The sequence below is a fragment of the Aminobacter sp. BE322 genome (assembly GCF_050433525.1).
Taxonomy (GTDB): Bacteria; Pseudomonadota; Alphaproteobacteria; order Rhizobiales; family Rhizobiaceae; genus Aminobacter.
On sequence record NZ_JBNPXB010000010.1, the window covers coordinates 128,493 to 149,687 of the forward strand.

18 protein-coding genes and 1 tRNA gene are annotated in these 21,195 nt (G+C 66.1%); 7 read left to right on the top strand and 12 right to left on the bottom strand.

Features of this window, described 5'->3' with window-relative positions; translation table 11 throughout:
* Window positions 1-7: 7 nt before the first annotated feature.
* The 3 genes from cysQ to cysD are packed head-to-tail and all read right to left on the bottom strand — an operon-like array spanning window position 8 to window position 3,655.
* On the bottom strand, window positions 8-862 hold the full coding sequence (gene cysQ, locus J2X50_RS15655; RefSeq protein WP_429096359.1) for a 3'(2'),5'-bisphosphate nucleotidase CysQ: 855 nt from the start codon (window positions 860-862) through the stop codon (window positions 8-10).
* Window positions 813-2,750 carry a sulfate adenylyltransferase subunit CysN gene (gene cysN / locus J2X50_RS15660; protein ID WP_429096361.1) on the bottom strand — a complete coding sequence of 646 codons (1,938 nt, stop codon included), beginning with the start codon at window positions 2,748-2,750 and terminating at the stop codon, window positions 813-815. The genes cysQ and cysN overlap by 50 nt, the downstream gene beginning before the upstream one ends.
* Complete coding sequence (cysD, locus tag J2X50_RS15665) at window positions 2,750-3,655, bottom strand: sulfate adenylyltransferase subunit CysD (protein WP_429096362.1); 906 nt, start codon at window positions 3,653-3,655, stop codon at window positions 2,750-2,752. Before cysD ends, cysN begins: the two co-directional genes overlap by 1 nt.
* Window positions 3,656-3,945: 290 nt before the next feature.
* On the opposite strand from cysD, the gene J2X50_RS15670 reads away from it, so the two are divergent.
* Window positions 3,946-5,397: a DUF2793 domain-containing protein gene (locus J2X50_RS15670; RefSeq protein WP_429096364.1), complete on the top strand. Its 1,452-nt coding sequence runs from the start codon at window positions 3,946-3,948 to the stop codon at window positions 5,395-5,397.
* Window positions 5,398-5,406: 9 nt separating this feature from the next.
* Here the strand turns inward: J2X50_RS15670 and J2X50_RS15675 are convergent, their stop codons facing one another.
* The gene (locus J2X50_RS15675; RefSeq protein WP_429096365.1) at window positions 5,407-6,414 is read right to left on the bottom strand and encodes an SDR family NAD(P)-dependent oxidoreductase; all 1,008 of its coding nucleotides are present in this window, start codon (window positions 6,412-6,414) and stop codon (window positions 5,407-5,409) included.
* A gap of 86 nt (window positions 6,415-6,500) precedes the next feature.
* Window positions 6,501-7,097, bottom strand: a complete 597-nt coding sequence (locus J2X50_RS15680) for a biotin transporter BioY (RefSeq protein ID WP_429096367.1) — start codon at window positions 7,095-7,097, stop codon at window positions 6,501-6,503.
* A gap of 124 nt (window positions 7,098-7,221) precedes the next feature.
* Between J2X50_RS15680 and J2X50_RS15685 the strand changes: the two genes are divergently transcribed.
* On the top strand, window positions 7,222-8,130 hold the full coding sequence (locus J2X50_RS15685; protein ID WP_429096368.1) for an MBL fold metallo-hydrolase: 909 nt from the start codon (window positions 7,222-7,224) through the stop codon (window positions 8,128-8,130).
* A 63-nt stretch (window positions 8,131-8,193) separates the two neighbouring features.
* On the opposite strand, the gene J2X50_RS15690 is transcribed toward J2X50_RS15685, so the two are convergent.
* Together J2X50_RS15690 and J2X50_RS15695 are read right to left on the bottom strand one after the other, a co-directional pair.
* Entirely contained in the window at window positions 8,194-9,009 is an 816-nt protein-coding gene (locus tag J2X50_RS15690; protein WP_429096369.1) for a DUF1499 domain-containing protein, read from the bottom strand.
* Window positions 9,010-9,133: 124 nt separating this feature from the next.
* Window positions 9,134-10,771, bottom strand: a complete 1,638-nt coding sequence (locus J2X50_RS15695; RefSeq protein ID WP_429096370.1) for a long-chain-fatty-acid--CoA ligase — start codon at window positions 10,769-10,771, stop codon at window positions 9,134-9,136.
* Between the two features lie 164 nt (window positions 10,772-10,935).
* Between J2X50_RS15695 and J2X50_RS15700 the strand changes: the two genes are divergently transcribed.
* On the top strand, window positions 10,936-11,658 hold the full coding sequence (locus J2X50_RS15700) for a hypothetical protein (protein ID WP_429096372.1): 723 nt from the start codon (window positions 10,936-10,938) through the stop codon (window positions 11,656-11,658).
* A gap of 125 nt (window positions 11,659-11,783) precedes the next feature.
* Entirely contained in the window at window positions 11,784-12,794 is a 1,011-nt protein-coding gene (locus J2X50_RS15705) for a nucleotidyltransferase family protein (RefSeq protein ID WP_429096373.1), read from the top strand.
* Window positions 12,795-12,857: 63 nt separating this feature from the next.
* On the opposite strand, the gene ppdK is transcribed toward J2X50_RS15705, so the two are convergent.
* Window positions 12,858-15,524, bottom strand: a complete 2,667-nt coding sequence (ppdK, locus tag J2X50_RS15710; protein WP_429096375.1) for a pyruvate, phosphate dikinase — start codon at window positions 15,522-15,524, stop codon at window positions 12,858-12,860.
* Window positions 15,525-15,728: 204 nt separating this feature from the next.
* Between ppdK and J2X50_RS15715 the strand changes: the two genes are divergently transcribed.
* Window positions 15,729-16,064, top strand: a complete 336-nt coding sequence (locus J2X50_RS15715) for a VOC family protein (protein ID WP_429096376.1) — start codon at window positions 15,729-15,731, stop codon at window positions 16,062-16,064.
* Window positions 16,065-16,188: 124 nt separating this feature from the next.
* Window positions 16,189-16,263 (top strand) — tRNA-Gln (locus tag J2X50_RS15720).
* Between the two features lie 154 nt (window positions 16,264-16,417).
* On the opposite strand, the gene J2X50_RS15725 is transcribed toward J2X50_RS15720, so the two are convergent.
* Window positions 16,418-17,518 (bottom strand): fatty acid desaturase, encoded by a 1,101-nt coding sequence (locus J2X50_RS15725; RefSeq protein ID WP_429096377.1) that lies wholly within the window; start codon window positions 17,516-17,518, stop codon window positions 16,418-16,420.
* Window positions 17,519-17,790: 272 nt separating this feature from the next.
* Between J2X50_RS15725 and J2X50_RS15730 the strand changes: the two genes are divergently transcribed.
* A complete protein-coding gene (locus tag J2X50_RS15730; protein ID WP_429096378.1) occupies window positions 17,791-18,147 on the top strand; it encodes a hypothetical protein in 357 nt (118 codons plus the stop codon).
* A gap of 126 nt (window positions 18,148-18,273) precedes the next feature.
* Here J2X50_RS15730 and J2X50_RS15735 read toward each other — a convergent pair whose 3' ends face one another.
* Genes J2X50_RS15735 through J2X50_RS15745 form a run of 3 tightly spaced genes read right to left on the bottom strand, consistent with a single transcriptional unit; the run spans window position 18,274 to window position 21,195 of the window.
* Window positions 18,274-19,260 (bottom strand): oligopeptide/dipeptide ABC transporter ATP-binding protein, encoded by a 987-nt coding sequence (locus J2X50_RS15735; protein WP_429096379.1) that lies wholly within the window; start codon window positions 19,258-19,260, stop codon window positions 18,274-18,276.
* Window positions 19,253-20,284, bottom strand: coding sequence for an ABC transporter ATP-binding protein (locus J2X50_RS15740; RefSeq protein ID WP_429096381.1), 1,032 nt, complete (start codon window positions 20,282-20,284; stop codon window positions 19,253-19,255). The genes J2X50_RS15735 and J2X50_RS15740 overlap by 8 nt, the downstream gene beginning before the upstream one ends.
* Window positions 20,281-21,195, bottom strand: coding sequence for an ABC transporter permease (locus J2X50_RS15745; protein WP_429096383.1), 915 nt, complete (start codon window positions 21,193-21,195; stop codon window positions 20,281-20,283). Before J2X50_RS15745 ends, J2X50_RS15740 begins: the two co-directional genes overlap by 4 nt.

A 21,195-nucleotide genomic window follows, 5' to 3' on the forward strand; every position in this document is an offset into this window, starting at 1 on the left:
TGTAAAATCAGAACATGAAGGCCGGGTCGACGATCCGGCCGCTCGAGACGAAGTGCGGATTGGCGAAATCCGCGTCGTCCTTCTGGTTGCGCTTGCCGTAGACCAGCGGCGCGCCATCCAGCGTATGCGTGGTGCCGCCGGCGGCGCGCAGCACCGCATCTCCGGCGGCCGTGTCCCACTCCATCGTCCGGCCGAAGCGCGGATAGATGTCGGCCTCCCCCGCGGCGACAAGGCAGAATTTCAGCGACGAGCCGACCGAGACGATCTCGGCGGCCGAAACCTTCCTGATGAAGGCTTCGGTTTCCGGCGTGCGGTGCGAACGGCTGGCGACGATGGTCAGCGGCTCGCGCCCCTCGCGCACATGGATGCGACGGCGCTGCGAAACGGCCTTGCCGTCCCGTGCCTCGAAGGCCTCGGCCCTGCCCGGCCTGCCGGCAAAGAACCTGCCGGTGCAAGGCGCGTAGACCACGCCGATCTCGGGCGCGCCGTCCCTGACCAGCGCGATGTTGACGGTGAAATCGGTATGGCGCCTGACGAATTCCTTTGTGCCGTCGAGCGGATCGACCAAGAAGAAGGCCCGGCCGAGCGAGGGTGGCACCACGCCCGCGGCGATCTCTTCCTCGGCAACGCACGGCACGTCGGGAAACGCCGCGCGCAAACCCTCGAGGATCACGCGTTCGGCGGCGCGATCGGCCTGGGTGACGGGCGAGGCATCCGGCTTGTCCGTCACCGCGATGTCGGAATGGAAAACTTCCATGACGGACCGCCCGGCTTCCAGCGCCAGGCGCTCGAACAGTTCGAGGATGGCCTCGTCAGATGCCGCCGCCGTCGTCGTATTGATGCTCTGCGATGTCACGCTCATTCAGCCAGTTCTCGACAATTTCGACCATCTCCTCAGGCGTCTTGCCGAGAGTCTGCAGATGAATCTCAGGATTCTCCGGCGTTTCATAGGGTGAATCGACGCCGGTGAAATTCTTGATCGCGCCGGAGAGCGCGCGTGCATAGAGGCCCTTCGGATCGCGCCGCGCGCATTCCTCGAACGGCGTGTCGATGAACACTTCGACGAACTCGCCCTGCCCCATCAGCTCGCGCGCCATGCGCCGCTCGGCCCGGAACGGCGAGATGAAGGAAACGATGACGACGAGCCCGGCATCGGCCATCAGCTTGGCCACTTCGGCGACGCGCCGGATGTTCTCGACCCTGTCCTCGTCGGTGAAGCCGAGGTCTCGGTTGAGGCCGTGGCGGACGTTGTCGCCGTCGAGGATGTAGGTGTGCCGGCCGGCCGCATGCAGCTTCTTTTCGAGCAGGTTCGCGACCGTCGACTTGCCCGATCCCGAAAGGCCGGTGAACCACAGCACGGCGGGACGCTGGTTCTTGAGCTCGGCGCGCGCCTTGCGGGTGACGTCAAGCGACTGCCAGTGGATGTTCTCGGCGCGGCGCAGCGGATGCAGGATCATGCCGGCGCCGACCGTCGCATTGCTGATGCGGTCGATGAGGATGAATGCGCCCGTCGTGCGGTTGTCGGCGAAGCCGTCGAACGCCACCGGCGACTGGCTGGAAATGTTGCAGACCCCGACCTCGTTCATCTCCAGCGACTTCGCCGCCTCGTGGGCGAAGTCGTTGACGTTGATCCTGTATTTGAGATCGGTGACGGTGGCGCTCGCCTGGTCCGTCTCGGTGCGTAGTATGTATGACCGGCCGGGAAGCAGCGCCTTCTCGTCGAACCAGACGACGTTGGCGGCGAACTGGTCGGCGACATGCGGCCGGGCATCGGGCGTCACCAGCACGTTGCCGCGCGACACCTCGACCTCGTCGTCGAGCACGAGCGTGATCGCCTGCCCCGCGACGGCCGTCTGCAGGTCGCCACCATGGGCGACGATGCGCTTGACCCTGGCGGCCTTGCCGGACTTCGCCACCACGACTTCGTCGCCCTGCGAGATCGCGCCCGAGGCGACGGTTCCGGCAAAGCCGCGGAAATCGAGATTGGGCCTGTTGACGTATTGCACCGGGAAGCGGAAGGGCTTCGCGGCCGCCTCCTCCTCCACGACCACCGTTTCGAGATGGTCGATCAGCGTCGGGCCGGCATACCAGGCCATCTTGTCGGAACGACGGGTGACGTTGTCGCCGTAGCGCGCCGACATCGGGACCGGCACGATGGAGTTGAAGCCGAGGCTTTCGGCGAAGGCCAGGTAGTCGGCGGAGATGCGCTCGAACACGGCCCGGTCGAAACCGACGAGGTCGATCTTGTTGATCGCGACCACGATGTTCCTGATGCCGAGCAGCGAGGCGATGATCGAGTGCCGGCGCGTCTGGCGCAGTACGCCCTGGCGTGCGTCGACCAGCACGATGGCGAGGTCGGCGGTCGAGGCGCCGGTCGCCATGTTGCGCGTGTACTGCTCGTGACCCGGCGTGTCGGCGACGATGAACTTGCGCTTCGGCGTGGCGAAGAAGCGGTAGGCGACGTCGATGGTGATGCCCTGCTCGCGCTCGGCCTCGAGCCCATCGACCAGGAGCGCGAAATCGACGTCCTCGCCGGTCGTGCCGTGCTTGCGCGAATCGCGCTCGAGCGCCGCGAGCTGGTCCTCGAAAATCTGCTTGGTATCGGAAAGCAGCCGGCCGATCAGCGTCGACTTTCCATCATCGACCGAGCCGCAGGTCAGGAAGCGCAGCAGCGACTTCTGCTCCTGGGCGGCGAGGTAGTCGCGGACGCTTTCCACGGTCTCGATCTTGGTGGCGACGGCCTGGCGCATCAGAAGTACCCCTCGCGCTTCTTCTTTTCCATCGAACCGGCTTCGTCGCGGTCGATGAGGCGTCCCTGCCGTTCGGACGTGCGGGCCGTCAGCATCTCGCCGACGATCGCCTCGAGACTGTCGGCGTCGGATTCGATGGCACCCGTCAGCGGGTAGCAGCCGAGCGTGCGGAAGCGCACCAGCCGGTTCTCCACCACCTCGCCGGGGCGCAGCCTCATGCGGTCGTCGTCGCGCAGGATCAGCATGCCGTCGCGCTCGACCACCGGCCGGTGCTTGGCGAAATAGAGCGGCACGATCGGGATGTTCTCCTGCAGGATGTACTGCCAGATATCGAGCTCGGTCCAATTCGACAGCGGGAACACGCGGATCGACTCGCCGGCCGCAACCCGCGTGTTGTAGATCTTCCACATCTCCGGCCGCTGGTTCTTGGGGTCCCAGGCATGCTGGGCGTTGCGGAACGAGAAGATGCGCTCCTTGGCGCGCGACTTCTCCTCGTCACGGCGCGCCCCGCCGAAGGCCGCGTCGAAGCCATACTTGTCGAGCGCCTGGCGCAGCCCGACCGTCTTCATCACATGGGTGTGGGTATTCGACCCGTGGTCGAACGGATTGATGTTGTCGCGGATGCCGTCCGGATTGACGTGCACCAGAAGGTCGAAGCCGAGTTCGCGCGCCATCTGGTCGCGAAACGCGATCATCTCGCGGAACTTCCAGGTCGTGTCGACGTGGAGGAACGGGAACGGCGGCTTGGCGGGATAGAAGGCCTTCATCGCCAGATGCAGCAGGACCGAGGAATCTTTCCCAACGGAATAGAGCATCACCGGCTTCGAGAATGTCGCCGCGACCTCGCGGAAGATGTGGATTGCCTCGGCTTCGAGACGATCCAGGTGCGTCAGTCTGGCAAGCATTAGGGGGCCTTCGGTGCGTGTCGGTGGACGCGCGCCTGTGACCAACACGTCCTTTCGCGCGCAGTTTCTCATAATTCAGCATCGTCTCAAGCAGCCAACGACCAAAAAGCACCGGACCGCCGGTCAGATTTTGCCCCTTGCCCACCGGAGTCGGAATGCGATTTCACGCGCACCCGCCGCAAGTCGTCTCGCCGGTGCCAACATACCGGCAAAAGTGGAAAGAATTTGGCGTTTTTCCACCCCCTTCGGCCCGGCCGTATCATTGCCGGCCTCAACCGAAGGAGACGGCCTTGGAACAAACGACAAATCTGAAGATGCCCTTCATCATGCCATCGCAGGCACAGAAGCACGTCACCCACAACGAGGCGCTGCTGGCACTCGACGCGCTGGTGCAGCTCGGCATCCTCGACCGACACCTGGGCACGCCGCCGGCCACCCCCGCCGAAGGCGACCGCTACATCGTCGCTGCGGCCGCCACCGGCGCCTGGGCGGGCAAATCTGGCCAGGTCGCCGCCTGGCAGGACGGCGCCTGGAGCTTCCACCTGCCCGTGAAAGGCTGGCTCGCCTGGCTCGCCGACGAACAGCGCATCCTTGCCCATGACGGCGGCAGCTGGGTCGATACGGCCGCGCTGGGGGTCAACCCGGTGGGGCTGGTCGGCGTCAATACCACCGCCGACAACACCAACCGGCTCGCGGTCAGAAGCCCGGCTGTGCTGTTCGACAACCAGGGTGCCGGCCACCAGGTCAAGGTCAACAAGGCCGCCGCAGGGGACAATGCCTCGCTGCTGTTCCAGACCGGCTATTCCGGCCGTGCCGAGTTCGGCCTCGCCGGCGACGACGACTGGCACGTCAAGGTGTCGTCCGACGGCGGTGCCTGGACCGAGGCGCTCAAGGTGAGCCGCATGGATGGGCGCGTGCTGCTGCCGGCGGGCCTGGCCCTGAGCGACCAGAACCAGGTCGTCGCCAGGCGCCACGTCCGCGAACTTCTGACGGCCGACAGAACCTACTTTGTCCGGACCGACGGTGCGGACGCCAACAGCGGCCTCGCGAATTCCGCCGCCGGCGCCTTCAAGACCATCCAAAAGGCGCTCGGCACGGTGGCCGGCCTCGACATGGCCGGCTTTACCGTCACCGTCCAGATCGCCGACGGCACCTACTCGGCCGCCGTCCGCGTCCCGCCCGCCGTCGGACAGGCCGGCGCGTCGGCACTGGTGATCGCCGGCAATGGCGGCAACCCGGGCAATGTCGTCATTGCCGCCGACGGCACCAGTGCCGTCAGCGTCGCAGCGGGCGGGCGCTGCCTCGTCCGTGATCTCGAAGTCCGTGTCACGGGTGCCGGTTTCGGCCTCAATGCCGACGGCGGGTCGCTGGAGTTCACCAATGTGAGCTTCGGGGGCTGCGCCGATGGACATGTCTCCAGCGGCAACCACGGCACGGTGCGCGCCGTCGGCGACTACGCCGTCACCGGTGCCGCCCCCGTCCACTGGTCGGCACGTGCGGGCGGCATCATCGACGCGGCACTGCGCACGGTGGCGCTGTCGACGACGCCCGCTTTCGCCACCGCCTTCGCGTCGTGCGACAGTGGCGACATTTCGTGCGGCGGCATGAGCTTCACCGGAGCCGCCACCGGCCCGCGCTACGCGGTTGCCCGGAACGGGGTCATCGATACCGGCTCGGGCGGAGCCAACTACCTGCCGGGCGACACTGCCGGCAGTTCGGCGAGCGGAGGCCAGTATGTCTGAAGGATCCCCCTACTGGACGCGGTGGTAGCGGCCGTACCAGTCGACGAAGCGGACCAGCCCCTCCTCGATCGGCGTGTGCGGAAGCTCGCCGATCAATGCCTCGAGGTCGCTGACGTCGGCCCAGGTGCTGAGCACGTCGCCCGGCTGCAGCGGCATGAAGTTCTTGACCGCTTCGCGGCCGGTCGCCCGCTCGAGGATGCGGACCATCTCCATGAGATGCTCCTTGCGGCGGTTGCCGATGTTCATCACCCGGTGCGGCGCCCAGCTTCCCGAGGCGCCGCCTGCGGCGATGTCGTAGCCGGGGTCGGCCACCGGGGGATGGTCGATCAGCCGGACGATGCCTTCGACGATGTCGTCGACATAGGTGAAGTCCCGGTACATGTCGCCGTCGTTGTAGATGTCGATCCCCTCGCCGGCGAAGATCGCCTTGGTGAACTTGTAGTAGGCCATGTCCGGCCGCCCCCACGGACCGTAGACGGTGAAGAAGCGAAGGCCGGTCGCGGGCACACCGAACAGATGGCTGTAGGTATGCGCCATCAGTTCGTTGGCCTTCTTGGTCGCGGCATAGAGGCTGACGGGATGGTCGACGCCGTCGCGCGGCGAGTAGGGCTGCTTCTTGTTGCCGCCATAGACCGAGCTCGACGAGGCATAGATGAGATGCTTCGGCAGCGACGAGCGGCAGTTCTCCAGGATGTTGAGGAAGCCGGTGATATTGGCGTCGACATAGGCCTGCGGATGGTCGAGCGAATAGCGCACGCCGGCCTGTGCCGCGAGGTTGATGACGATCTCGGGCTTGGCCGCGAAGGCCGCCTTGACCGCCGCGGCGTCGGCCAGATCGGCCCGGACGAAGCGGAAGTCGCCATATTCGGCAAGCATGTCCAGCCGCGCCCGCTTGAGCGAGGTGTCGTAGTAATCGGTCACGCTGTCGAAGCCCACGACCTCATATCCGTCGGCCAGCAGCCGGCGGGCGAGGTGAAAACCGATGAAACCGGCGGTTCCGGTGACGAGAACGGTCATGGGTACGCTCCAGCGTGACCTCGAAATGCAAGACGCCCCGGCTTTTTAGTGCCGGGGCGCCTGCAAAACCAGTGGGTTGAGGCCGATCAGCCCTTCTTGGGCACGAGCGCCCAGATTGCCGGTACGGCTGCGGCGGCGAGCGCGACCTTGATGAGATCGGGAACGATGAACGGCACCACGCCGAACTGCCAGGCCTTGTCGGCGCCGATCAGCAGCGACAGCCACGAGAAGCCCATGGCCATCATGACCACCTCGGCGACCAGCATGGCGCCCAGCATCTTGACCAGACTGCGGCCCCAGCCACGGTCGACGGCCCAGCCGACGATCGCCACCATGGCGACGAAGCCGGCGAGATAACCGCCGGTAGAGCCGAGCATGTAGGCGATGCCGATGCCCTTCTCAGGCGTGCTCTGGAATACCGGGTAGCCCATGGCGCCCTGCGCCATGTAAAGCACCACCGTCGCGAGACCCAGGCGCAGTCCGAAGGCGGCGCCGATGCCGAGTACGGCCAGCGTCTGCAGCGACATGTCGACCGGGCCGAGCACGACCTTGGTCTTGGCCGAGGCGACCAGCAGCAACGAACCGGCGACCGCCAGCAAAACCTGGGTGGCCAGGCGCATGGCGCCCTTGGCAGGAAGCGCGCCGGAAACGAGCGCGGTGGATGTGCTGGATGCGGCGGCCATGTGGAATCCCCTTGCGTTGCACGCGCCATGGCGTGCCGAACATGGTTTTCCCTATATTGCCTTCCATGCTAAGCGGCAAACGAATTTGCCGCCCCGCACAGCAACGCACAAGCATCGGCACGCCATGTCCCTCGATTTCGATTCCCGCTTCGAGCCCGCCTATGGCAACGCCGTGCCAATCTCCAAGGGCGTGCTCCGGCTGACCGTCAACAACCCGAGCCCGTTCACCTTTCACGGCACCAACAGCTACGTCGTCGGCTCCGATACGCTTGCGGTGATCGATCCGGGACCTGAAGACGAGGCCCATCTGGAGGCGCTGATCCGGACCATAGCCGGACGCCCGGTGAGCCACATCTTCGTCAGCCACACCCATCGCGACCACTCGCCGCTGGCGGCCAGGCTGAAGGCGCTGACCGGCGCCAGGACGGTGGCCGAAGGGCCGCATCGACCTGCCCGGCCGCTGCACCTGGGCGAGGTCCCGGCACTGGATGCCAGCAGCGACACGGACTTCGTTCCCGACCTCGTCGTCGCCGACGGCCAGGTAGTCGAGGGCGAGGGCTGGCGCATCGGGACCGTGCTCACGCCCGGGCATGCGGCCAATCACGCCGCCTTCTCGCTCGAAGGCACCGGCATCCTGTTCTCCGCCGACCACGTCATGGCGTGGTCCACCTCGATCGTCGCGCCGCCCGATGGCGCCATGTCGGACTACATGGCCTCGCTCGACCGCCTGATCGAGCGCGACGACCGCATCTACCTGCCGGGACATGGCGGTCCCGTGACGTCACCGAAACGATTCGTTCGCGGGCTGAAGGCGCACCGCAAGATGCGCGAGCGGGCGATCCTCGAACGCCTCAGGGCCGGCGACCGCTCGATCGCGGAAATCGTCCGCGCGATCTACCGCGACACCGACCCCCGCCTGCATGGCGCCGCGGGGCTGTCGGTGTTCGCCCATCTGGAAGATCTGGTGGGCCGCGGCGAGGTCGTCTGCGCCGGAGTTCCCGCGCTCGACGGAACTTACGCGCCCGCGAGCTAGAGCAACTCCAGGAAAGGCGCGAAGCGGTTTTCCGTCTGGAAAAGCGGAAACGCTCTGGCGACGCTATTCCTGCTTCGTGGAGGTCGCGGTGCCTGCCTGGGTGGCGATCTCCTGGTCCAGCTCGGTCAGGAAGCCGACGATGAGTTCGGCGTTCACGGACAGGTCATGCCGCCCGTAGCGCGAGGCCGAGCGCATGTCGACGAACACCGAATTGCCGTCGTCCACGACGCGAATGCCCACGTCGGACGGCAAGGCGAGGATCATCGTGCGGGCCACGGCCTCGATGTCGACCTCGCCGCTGGCCTGCTCCGGCGCCGGCGGCGGCACGATAACTTCCCAGTCGCGGCGAGAAAGTACCGCCGTCACGCTCTCCAGCACGCGGTCGAGTGAAAGGTCGTAGCGCCGGCCGGCGACCAGCGGGTAGGCCTCGGCCTGCAGGCTGCGTTCGCCGGGCGATGTCGGCTCGAGCCCATTCATGCCTGGCGTTCGCATCAACGCCGCGACGTTGATGTCCGGCGGGTTCTCGAGATCGGTCGAGATGTCGCGAAGCATGGGCAGGGTGGCGACCTGGTAGGCCGTATAGGCGAAGGGGGAAAGCACCAGCAGCGCCACGAGCGCGCCAAAGGTCAGGTCATGCCCGCCCTCGTCGCCGAACTTCCAGAGCCGGGAGAATGCGAATCCCGAAAGCAGCAGCGCAAGTGCCGCCAGCAACGCGACGATGCCCATCACCCAGAAGAAGGCAGGCGTTTCGACCAGGCCGCGGCGATGACCTAGAACAGCCGTGACCAGCAAGACCATGGCGAAGGACGCCATGCCTCGGGAAAGACCTGCCGCGCGCGTCGTCCGCGGCTCAAGATACCTCGTGTGAAACTCGACCATCGAACCCCGTCACCTGCTGCGGATGGCAGCACGCCGCCCCAAACGGCATAGATCGCTGCCGCGACAGATTAAAGGGAATTGTTCGGCCATTGAAGTGGAAAGGGACGCCCCGTCCGCTTCATCCTCAGGCAGAAGGATCCGTCGGAAGGCGATAGTCCTTGAGCCGCTCGCGCAACACCGACTTCTGGATCTTGCCGGTGGCGGTGTGCGGGATCTCGTCGACGAAGACGACGTCGTCGGGCACCCACCATTTGGCCACCTTGCCGTCGAAGAGCGCCAACAGGTCGGCCTTGTCGGGGTTCCTGCCCTGCTTGGGCACGACGACCAGCAAGGGACGCTCGTCCCAGCGCGAGTGCTTCACGCCGATCGCTGCCGCCTCCTGGACGTCGGGATGTCCGACGGCCAGGTTTTCCAGCTCGATGCTCGAAATCCACTCGCCGCCCGACTTGATGACATCCTTGGAACGGTCGGTGATCTGCATGTAGCCGTGCTCGTCGACATGGGCGACGTCGCCCGTGTCGAACCAGCCGTCGGCGTCGAACTGCTCGGCGCTCGCGCCGCCGTAATAGGACGCCGACACGGCCGGGCCGCGCACCTTCAGCCGCCCGAAGGTCCTGCCGTCCCACGGCAGTTCTTTGTTGTCGTCGTCCGTGACCTTCATCTCGACGCCGAACGGCGTGTACCCCTGCTTCTGCTGGAGATTGAGCCGTTCGGTTCCTTCGAGGTCCTGATATTCGGGCTTGATCGTGCAAAGTGTCCCGAGCGGCGACATTTCCGTCATGCCCCAGGCGTGGACGACCTCCACGCCATAGTTGCGTTCGAATTTTTCGGTCACGGTGCGCGGGCAAGCCGAGCCTCCGATCACCACCCGGTTGAGGTGGGGCAACTTCTTGCCGGTTTCCTCGAGATGCTGCAGCAGCATGAGCCACACGGTAGGCACCGCCGCGGTGAAGGTGACGCGCTCGGTGTCGAGCAGTTCGTAGATCGAGGCCCCGTCCATCTTGCCGCCCGGCATGACCAGCTTGGCGCCCACCATCGGCGCGCTCTGGGCAAGACCCCAGGCATTGGCGTGGAACATCGGCACCACCGGCAGGACGACGTCGCGGACGGAAACGCCCATGGCGTCCGGCATGACGGCGATCATCGCGTGCAGCACGTTCGAGCGATGGCTGTAGACGACGCCCTTCGGGTCGCCGGTCGTGCCCGACGTGTAGCACATGCCGGCCGCGGCATGCTCGTCGAGCTGCTTCCAGGCGTAGTCCCCGTCGGCCTCGGCCAGCCAGTCTTCATAGGCCAGGACGTTGGCCAGGCCGCTCGGCGGGAGATGCGCCGAATCGGTCAGGACGATGACCTGCCGGAGCGACGGCACCTGCGGCGCGATCTTCTCGACCAGCGGCAGGAAGGTCAGGTCGACGAACAACGCCTGGTCCTCAGCGTGGTTCATGATCCACGCCAGTTGCTCGGGGAAAAGCCGCGGGTTGAGCGTGTGGTAGACGCCGCCCATGCCCATGATGCCGTACCACGCCTCCATGTGGCGCGCGCTGTTCCAGGCGAGTGTGGCGATGCGGTCGCCGTCCTTGAAGCCGTCCCGCTCGAGGCGCTGGGCCACCTGGAGGGATCGCGCCCGCAGTTCGGCATAGTTGGTGCGGACGATCGGCCCCTCGACCGAGCGCGACACGATCTCCCTATGCGGGTGCTGCAGTGCTGCGTGATCCAAGATCTTGTGGCACAGCAGCGGCCACTCCTGCATCAGACCGAGCATTCGGATCCTCCCAAATCCTTTTGCCGCATCTTTGGTCTCAATCCGGGGATTGTCCAGCCCGGCCAGGGTCCGGCCGCAAACCTCGTGCGGCCATATTGCGGCCACGGTCCCGGTTAACCTTTATTACCGGCTGGCGTGGTGGGTAGACTAATGTGAGGGATCACATGGATACGCAGCCCCGCGCGGAGGACGAGCAGTCCCCGCAGCACGAGATGCTCTCGGAGGAGCAGACGGCTCCGGAAGAGTCGCAGGCCATCGAACAGGACCTGGCTGCCGCCGAGGCGAAACTCGATACCGCCGAGGATGGCGCAGTTGCGCTCCCGGAGGAGGTCGGCGACGTCGCTGTCTCGGGCCCCGGCGCGAGCGAAGGCGAGCTTGAGGCCACCGCCACGGAAGACGAAGAGCCGATCGCCGTATCGACGGCCGACGAGGATACCGCCGACACCGACGAGGTTCCCATCATGGAACTCGACGAACCGCTCTTGGAAGCTTCAGTTCAGCCGGAACTGTCGCCGTCCGAAATCACCGCCATCGAGCAGCCCGTCGAGACTGCGGTACTTGAACAGGAAGCCGCAGTTCCGGCTGATGCGCCTCCGGCCATCGCCGAAGGCATCTCCGAGACGGAGTTTGCCCAGATGGTCGACGATGCGCTCGAAACGGTGGGCGGCATCCTGCTGTTCAAGATGCGCGTCGACGAGGACGGCGAGGAAAAGCACGTCGCCGCAGCCTCCATCGGCGACGGCGCGCGGCGGCAATACCTGCTGCTCTCGCTCCCCGTCGCGGGCGGCAAGCTCAAGGTCGAATCGGCCGCGCGCAGCAACAGCCACGTGGCGAAGCTGGCCGAAGCCTATGTCGGTGTCGTCGAGGCTTTCTGCGCCGCGGCTTGAGAGACGCGTCGGGCCGTTCGAGTCCACGGAACCGCCTTGGCAGGATCGTGATACCCTACGCCAGCTGTTTGCGTAGGGTATCGATTCGATATACCCTACGCGAAATCTTGACGTAGGGTATATCGATGCGCCTGCCTCTCTCGGCCCATACCGCTTATCAGGATCTTCTCGAGGCGCACCGCATGCGCAACGTCAGCGAAATCGCCGGCGCGCCCTTTCTCAAGCAGCTGCCGCAAGGCAAGTACTGGTATGCTCGCCAGAAGATCGGCGACAAGCCGGTCGATCGTTACATCGGCCCCGACAGCGAGGACCTTCGCCAGCGCATCGCGCGCATGCAGGAGGCTGTCGAATATGAGAAGCAGTTCGAACGAAACTGCGCGATCCTTGTGGCACAGCTGCGAGCCGCGGGATTGGCCACGGTGGATCGCCAGACCGGCAGCATCCTGAACGCGATGGCAAGGGTGGGCGTGTTCCGGTTGGGAGGAACCCTGGTCGGCACGCACGCATTCCGGCTCTACGGGGCGGAACTCGGGTTCACCTTCGCAGGCTCGCTTGCCGTCACGCACGACGTCGACATCGCCGCCTTCGAGAACCTGAAGCTGGCGATCGACGATCGGGTCGATCCATCACTGGCCGAAACCTTCAAGAGCCTGTCCCTTGAACCGGCCCCCGGCCTCGACCCAAGGGGAAGGTCGACGCGATGGCGCCTCAAAGGCGGTGGTGCGACGGTCGATTTCCTGGCTCCGCGGATGCAAAGCAAGGATGAGATCGTCCGCCTCGAACCGCTCGACGTCTATGCGCAGACCCTGCCGTTCCTGAACTTCCTGATCGCGGATCCGATACCGGCCGTGGCGCTCTACAGAAGCGGCGTCCTGGTGCAGATACCGAGGCCCGAGCGCTACGCCATCCACAAGCTGATCGTCGCGCAGCGACGATCAGGGCCGGGTCTGGCAAAGATCCCGAAGGATCTCGCACAAGCCGAAGCATTGATCCGGATACTGCTCGAAGACCGGCCCCAGGAACTGGCCATTGCCTACGAAACCGCGCTGGATGGCGGGCCAAAGTGGCGCGAGGCAATCAGCGCCTCGCTGAAGCAGAGGCCAGCAATCGACGGGCTGGTCAGCGAACTCGCCTGAGACCGACAGTTATACCCAAAACGCATTTTGGGTATAACCAAGTAAGATCAGACGCTTGCAGCGTTACTGCCGCGCCTTCACCGCGGCCTGCGCGGCTGCAAGCCGTGCAATCGGAACGCGGAAGGGCGAGCACGAAACGTAATCCAGCCCGACGCTCTCGCAGAAGCGGATGGAGGCAGGGTCGCCGCCATGTTCGCCGCAGATGCCGAGCTTGATCTCGGGCCGCGTCGCCCTGCCCTTCTCGGCCGCGATCTTCACCAGTTCGCCGACGCCGTCGACGTCGAGCGACACGAACGGGTCCTGCTCGATGATGCCCTTCTGGCGATAGGTCTCGAGGAACGACGCCGCGTCGTCGCGCGAGATGCCGAAGGTGGTCTGCGTCAAGTCGTTGGTGCCGAAGGAGAAGAACTCGGCCGCCTCGGCGATCACATGCGCACGGATCGCCGCGCGCGGCAGCTCGATCATCGTGCCGGTCAGGTAGTCGATCTTCGTGTCGCTCTCCTGCATCACGCTCTGGGCGACCTGGTCGATGCGCGCCTTGACGTAGTCGAGCTCCTTCATCAGGCCGACCAGCGGCACCATGATTTCGGGCACCACCGGGCTGCCGGTCTTCTTGCCGGCCTCGACGGCGGCCTCGAAGATGGCGCGCGCCTGCATCTCGGCGATCTCGGGATAGGAGACGGCGAGGCGGCAGCCGCGATGGCCGAGCATCGGGTTGAACTCGTGCAGGGTCTCGGTGCGCTGGCGCAGCTTGTCGGCCGGCACGTTCATCGCCTCGGCGACCTCTGCGATCTCTTCCTCGGTCTTCGGCAGGAATTCATGCAGCGGCGGGTCGAGCAGTCGGATCGTCACCGGCAGCCCGGCCATGATCTCGAACAGCTCGAGGAAGTCCGAACGCTGCATCGGCAACAGCTTGTCGAGCGCCTTGCGGCGGTCCTTCTCGGTGTCGGCAAGGATCATCTCGCGCATGGCAACGATGCGGTCGCCGTCGAAGAACATGTGCTCGGTGCGGCACAGCCCGATGCCCTCGGCACCAAACGAGCGCGCCATGCGCGCATCGGCCGGCGTCTCGGCATTGGTGCGCACCTTCATGCGCCGCGCCGCATCGGCCCATTCCATGATGGCGGCGAAATCGCCCGACAATTCCGGCTGCAGCATCGGCACGGCACCCTTCAGCACCTGGCCGTTGGCACCGTCGATGGTGATGATGTCGCCTTTGCGTAAGGTCTTGCCCATCACCGTCAGCGTGCCCGTGCGATAGTCGACACGCAGCGAACCGGCACCGGAAACACAGGGCTTGCCCATGCCGCGGGCGACCACCGCCGCGTGGCTGGTCATGCCGCCGCGCGTCGTCAGGATGCCTTCCGAGGCATGCATGCCGTGGATGTCCTCGGGGCTGGTCTCGATGCGGACGAGGATGACCTTGCGGCCGGCCGACTTCATCTCCTCAGCTTCGTCGGACGAGAACACGATCTCCCCGGTGGCCGCTCCCGGCGACGCCGGCAGGCCGACCGCGATCACCTCGCGCTGGGCCTTCGGGTCGATGGTCGGGTGCAGCAGCTGGTCGAGCGAGCCCGGATCGATGCGGCCGATCGCCTCTTCCTTTGAGATCAGCCCCTCGGCCGCCATCTCGACGGCGATCCTGAGCGCCGCCCTGGCGGTGCGCTTGCCCGATCGCGTCTGCAGCATCCAGAGCTTGCCGCGCTCGATGGTGAACTCGAGGTCCTGCATGTCGCGGTAGTGCTTTTCGAGGCGATCGGAGATCGACACGAAGGCGGCGAAAGCCTCCGGCATCAGCTTCTGCAGCGAGGGCTTGTCGGAGCCGGCGGCGATGCGCGCGGCCTCGGTGATGTTCTGCGGCGTGCGGATGCCGGCAACGACGTCCTCGCCCTGCGCGTTCACCAGGAACTCGCCGTAGAGCATCTTCTCGCCCGTCGAGGGGTTGCGCGTGAAGGCGACGCCGGTCGCCGAGGTGTCGCCCATGTTGCCGAACACCATGGCCTGGACGTTGACCGCCGTGCCCCAGCTTTCGGGGATGTCGTGCAGGCGGCGGTAGGTGATGGCGCGGTGGTTCATCCAGCTCGAGAACACCGCGCCGATCGCGCCCCACAGCTGCTCATGCGGATCCTGAGGGAAGGAGCGGCCGAGTTCCTCCTCCACCTTGGCCTTGTAGAGGCCGATCACATGCTGCCACTCGGTGGCCGAAAAATCGGTGTCCAGCTCGTGGCCGAGCCGCGCCTTCTCGTCTTCCAGGATCTCCTCGAACACCTCGTGGTCGAGGCCCAGCACCACGTCGGAATACATGGTGATGAAGCGGCGGTAGCTGTCATAGGCAAAGCGCGCGTCGCCTGCGTCCCTGGCCAGCGCCTCGACGGTGACGTCGTTGAGGCCGAGATTGAGGACGGTGTCCATCATGCCGGGCATCGACGCGCGGGCGCCCGAGCGCACCGAAACGAGCAGGAGCCTTTCCGGATCGCCGAAGCTGCGGCCGGTCAGCGCGCCGACATGATCGAGCGCGGCACGGACATCCGCCTCCAGTGTCTCTGGATAATTGCGGCCGTTGGCGTAATACCAGTTGCAGGCCTCGGTGGTGATGGTGAAACCGGGCGGCACCGGCAGGCCGAGACTGCACATCTCGGCGAGATTCGCCCCCTTGCCGCCGAGCAGGTTGCGATCGCCCGCACGCCCTTCCGCCGCACCGTCGCCAAACCTGTAGACCCACTTGGTCATGCCCTCTCCTCGCCGACTGAGTGTGCAGCGCACGGTGGCTGCCATACGCTTCACGGGGAGCGATAGGATGCTGCGTTGCGAAAGGCAAGGCGCAGTTCCGACACGCGGCGTTCTACAATCGATTAATGGCCGCGGCAGCCGCGGTGCTTGCGGCGGCGCCCCGGCTCCTATAGAACATTTCAAGAACACATTGGGGAGATCGCTATGAGGAAAACGGGTAAGCTCGACTACATCGAGATGTCGGCAACCGGCGGCACGATCGATCACGTCAAGGCATTCTACAGCTCGGCGTTCGGCTGGAGCTTCACCGATTACGGCCCCGACTATTCGGCCTTCGACGAGGGGCTCGAGGGCGGCTTCCAGGCGGAGGTTCAGGCCAAGCCGTTGCCCATCCTCTATTCCGAGGCGCTGGAGGAGACCCTGCGCGCCGTCGAGGAAGCGGGCGGCACCATCGTCAAGCCGATCTTCTCGTTCCCCGGCGGCAGGCGGTTCCACTTCACCGATCCGGCCGGCAACGAACTGGCCGTCTGGGGCGAATGATCCGGCCAGCCGGCTTGGGATAAGCGGCAAAAGGCGCGTTGTGCTTTTGCCGCGCACTGCCTATAAGGCGGCGGTCGATTGACTCGCACGCGGCGCTGTTCTTGTCCCGCCTGCGGCTTGTTGATGGGGCGTCGCCAAGCGGTAAGGCATCGGTTTTTGGTACCGACATTCCCAGGTTCGAATCCTGGCGCCCCAGCCATCCTTCAAGAAGTTTCTGAAGTCGTTCGCAGAACGGATTTCCGTGACCTGCCGCGTCGCCTCGATCAATGCCAGGACAATTGCGAAGCGGTTTTCCGTCCGGAATTGCGTCAAACCAAGGAGCGTTTTCGCGATTCGAAGAAAAGCGGAACGCTCTAAGCGCGGGATTCGGCGAACGTCACCAGCCGCCGGCGCTTCTCGTCCCACAGCGCCAGATTGATGCAGGCCACGCTCTTCCAGAAGGTCAGCTTCACGTTCTGGCTGGCCTCGCGAAGTTCCGCGCTGCCGTCGAAGCAGGCCTGCAGCCGGTAGAACGGAACCCGGCTGCACAGGTGATGGATGTGGTGCAGTCCGATCGACCCGGTGATCCACTGGGCCACGGCGGGCAAGGCATACCAGGAACTCCCGCCGAAAGCCGCGACATGCAGGTCCCACGCCTCGCCCGCGTCCCAGCGCGTCTCCTCGAACTGGTGCTGGACATAGAACAGCCAGCCGCCGACCCAGGCGCCCATCACGACGACGGGCAGGATCGCCAGCATCACAGCCCAGCCGGCCAGGAAGACGAGCCCGCCATAGACGACCAGCAGCGCCAGGTTGAGGCCGCCGGCGCTCCGCCAGGCCTCGACCCGTGGTATCGCGTCGTTGTAGGGCAATCGGTGCATGACCAGGAAATACACGGGCACGCCGATCACGATCAGCGCCACCGGATTGCGATAGATGCGGTACATCAGCCGCTGGCCGGTGGTCATCGCCTCGTATTCGGCGACCGTCCGCGTATCGATGTCGCCGATGCCGCGCTTGTCGAGATTGCCCGACGAGCCATGGTGCACGGCGTGCGCCTTTTGCCAGAGCGTGTAGGGCGTGAAGGTGAACACGCTCAGCACGCGCCCGATCAGGCGGTTTGCCGGCCGCGAACTGGTGAAGGAGCCATGGCCACAATCGTGCTGGATCGCAAACAGCCTTACCAGAAACGCCGCGCAGACCGGCGCCAGCAGCCCGACGACACCCCAGCGCCAGTTGCCGAGCAGCGGATCGGCATAGGCGGCCAGCCAGACCAGCACTGCCAGCATCGCCAGGAACGGTATCAGCGTCACCGCCAGTTCGAAGGCGGCACGCCGGTCGTCGGGATCGCGGAAACGGTTGCAATGCGAAGCAAGCCGGCGAACGAGCGCCTTTTCGGCCGCGGGATCGACGATCGGGGCCAATCCGGCTGTCAGAATTCGGCCGTCCGCGTCGGACGGCATCAACTGTGTCATTCAGTCCCCGAAATCTCGCTGCCAACCTGTTTCTAGCGCGCCATTGCCCATAATGCGCCGCAAGCGCCGTGACTAGTGGACCTGCCGTGGCAAATTGGCTCTGCTGCCTCGATATTGCAAAAGTGAGGCGGGGCCAGCCACGCGCAATGAACGCTTAACCAAGGCTCCGGCCAGCGACGGCAACGCGAACGACGCATGTTGACGAATATTAGCGATTCTCTAATGCTCGACGCGGGGCTTGCCAAGATCGACACCATGCAAAGGAAATCCCGATGCGTTCGAAATCTCTCGTCCACGTCAGCCTGCTCATGCTGCGGGCCTCGGCGGCGCTGGCGCTGACCGTCGCGCCCTTTCATCTGAGCTTCGACGGCGCCCTGCCCAAGCTGGCTGCCGCCGTTGCCATGGCCGACGGCGATGATGACGGCTCGGGTTCGGATGGCGGCGATAGCGGCGGCTCTGACGGCCATGACGGCGACAGTGGCGACGACGACGACGGCGATCATGACGGCGGCGATGACGACGGTGGCGACGACGACCACGGCGGCGACGACGACCACGGCGACAGCGCCGAAGACGATGACGGCGACGACAGCACCGTCGCGGCTGCAATCATGAAGCTGTTCAAATAGCCCGAGGGGGCCTATTGCGGGCGACCGCCGCGCCTGGAGTACGGCGGGCAATCGGCCCGCACACCCTCCCACACACCGTGCGAACCCAAGTCGCCAGCATCCTGCAGCCTCGTGGCTGGACCTAGATCATGCATGGGCAATCCGGGCATGGCGCGCGGCATCGGCCAGAAGGCAGGCCGCGCGGCCGCCATGGGTGACGGCGCGGAGCGCCGGCTCCTCGGTCCGGCAGGCGGGCTCGGCCACCGGACAGCGGGTCGAAAAGCGGCACCCCGGCGGCGGGTTGCGCGGGCTGGGCGGGTCGCCTGCGAGCAGCACGCGAGGGCGCACCGCCTCGATGCGCGGATCGGGCGAAGGCACGGCCGAAAGCAGCGCCTGCGAATAGGGATGGGCGGGATCGGCGAACAGCGGCTTCGTCGCGCCCTCCTCGGCCACGCGGCCGAGATACATCACCGTCACGTCCGAACACACCTCGCGCACGATGGCGAGGTCGTGGGCAACGATCACGATGGTCAGGCCTAGCTGGTCGCGCAGCCGCGCGAAGAGGTTGACGATCTGTGCCCTGACCGACACGTCGAGCGCCGACAGGGGTTCGTCCGCGATCAGAAGTTGCGGTCCGAGCGCCAGCGCCCGTGCGATGGCTACGCGCTGCCGCTGTCCGCCCGAGAGCGAGCGCGGCAGGCGATCGAGCACGCTCGCGGGCAGTGCCACGAGATCGAGAAGCTCGGCGATGCGGGCGCGACGTTGCACAGCGTTGCCCGAGCCGTGGATCAGCAACGGCTCTTCCAGCGTCTGGCCCACTGTCTGCCGCCGGCTCATCGAGCCTAGAGGGTCCTGGAACACGAACTGGACGGCGCGGGCAAAGCCCAGCCGGTCGGTTCGCTGCCATTCGGCGCGGTCGCGCCCGGCGATGCGTACTTCGCCCGACGTCGCGGGCTGGAGCCCGATCAGCGCCCGGGCGAGCGTGGTCTTGCCGCAGCCCGATTCCCCTACGATGCCATGGAACGCACCTGCGGGAACCGTCAGGTCGACCCCGTCGACGGCACGCACCAGACCCGCCGCGGTGCGGAAATGCACCTTGACGTCGCGGGCTGCAATGACGGGCGTGTCAGCCATGGGCGATCCCCTCTTCTTCCAGAACCACCGGGCAGGCGACTCGCCGTGGCGCAGTGCCGCGCCGGACGGCGGTCAGTTCCGGCCGCCGCGTGCGGCAGCCGGGGCGCGCCCTGTCGCAGCGGTCGACAAAGCGGCAGCCCGCCTCGAGCGAGGCCTGGTTGGGCGGCAGGCCCGGGATCTCGCGCGTGCCCACGGCCGATTCGGAGCGAAAATCGGGCACCGAGGCGAGAAGCCCGCGTGTATAGGGGTGTATCGGGTCGGTCAGCACGTCGACCGCGCCCCCCTCCTCGGCGACCTGCCCGGCGTAGAGCACCATTACCCGGTCGGCCAGGACCGACACCGCGCCGATGTCGTGGGTGATGAGGATGACGGCGATGCCGTCCTCCTTCTGGATTTGGCGGATCAGCGACAGGATCTGCGCCTGCACGGTGGCGTCGAGCGCCGTCGTCGGCTCGTCGGCGATCAGCACGCGCGGCCGCGCGGCGAGCGCCAGCGCGATCATCGCGCGCTGCAGCATGCCGCCCGACAATTCGTGCGGATAGCGGTTGAACCGGTCCTCGGGATCGGGAATGCCGGAGCGCGCCAAAAGCGAGACCGCCTCCTTGCGCGCGGCCTCGGGCGAGAGGCCCTGGTAGAGTTCGGCCTGCCGGGCGAGTTGCGGGCCGATCCTCAGCATCGGGTTCAGCGCGCTGATCGGATCCTGGAAGATCACCCCGAAATAGCCGCCGCGCAGCGCCGACAGGTCTTTCGTGGACATCGTCAGCAGGTCGCGCCCGTCGGCGCGCGCAGCACCACGAAGATCGACCGCGACGCCCTCGGGCAGCAGCCCGAGCGGCCCGAGCGTCATCACCGTCTTGCCAGAGCCGCTTTCGCCGACCACCGCCAGCGTCTCGCCCGGGGCGACGTGAAAGCTCGCGCCGTCCACCGCGCGCACCGAAAGCGTCGGGGTGTAGAGATCGATGACCAGGGACTCGACCGCATAGACGGGCGGGGCTCCGGCCGATGTCGAAGTGGAACCGCTCATGCCCTCGCCTCCGCAGCTTCGGCAGCCTTGCGCGCCGCTTCTTCCGTCGCCCGCGCCGCCCGTTTGCGCCGCAGCAATCCGCCGCGCACGGCGCGCGGCACCTTTTGCAGCGCAAAGGCTTCTCCGAGCAGGTTGAAGCTGACCACCACGGCGGTGAGCGCCAACCCCGGGATGATGACCAGGCTCGGATATTCCTCGATGTAGCTCATGCCATCGACCAGTATCTGGCCCCACTCCGGCGTCGGGGGAGCCACCCCGAGGCCGAGGAAGGAAAGCGTGGCGATGGCGAGCACCAGCGCACCTGCGTCCGCGCTGGCATAGACGACGACGAGGCCCAGCACATGCGGCAGGATATGGCGCGCGAATATCCAAAGGTGGCTCGCGCCCATCACCCGCGCAGCCTCGATGTAGGGCTGCTGCAGTTCGGCCACCACGACGGCGCGGCTCATGCGCGCATAGTTCGCCCACCAGGCGAGCGTCAGCGCGATGACCATCTTCCAGAAGTCCGAGAGCCAGGTCCAGGCGTCACCCGAAAAGACGCCGATCAGGGCCAGCGCGATGATCAGGCTGGGCAGCGCCAGGGCGATGTCGATGAGCGAGATCAACACCAGTTCCGTGCGTCCGCCGACGTAGCCCGCGAACGAGCCGATGACGACGCCGATCGCCAGCGCCGCCGCCAGCACCACTGTCATCGCGGTGAGCGAGGTGCGCGCGCCGCCGATGATGCGGCTGAACATGTCACGGCCGAGATAGTCGGTGCCGAGGAAATGCGTCGCCGACGGCCCCTGAAGGATCGCGCCGTAGTCCTGCGCCGCGGGATCCTGGGTCATGAGCAGCGGCGCGAACAGGCCGACGAGGACAAAGAGGACGGCTGGGGTCAGGACCGCCCAGGGCCAGGAGCGCATGTTCAT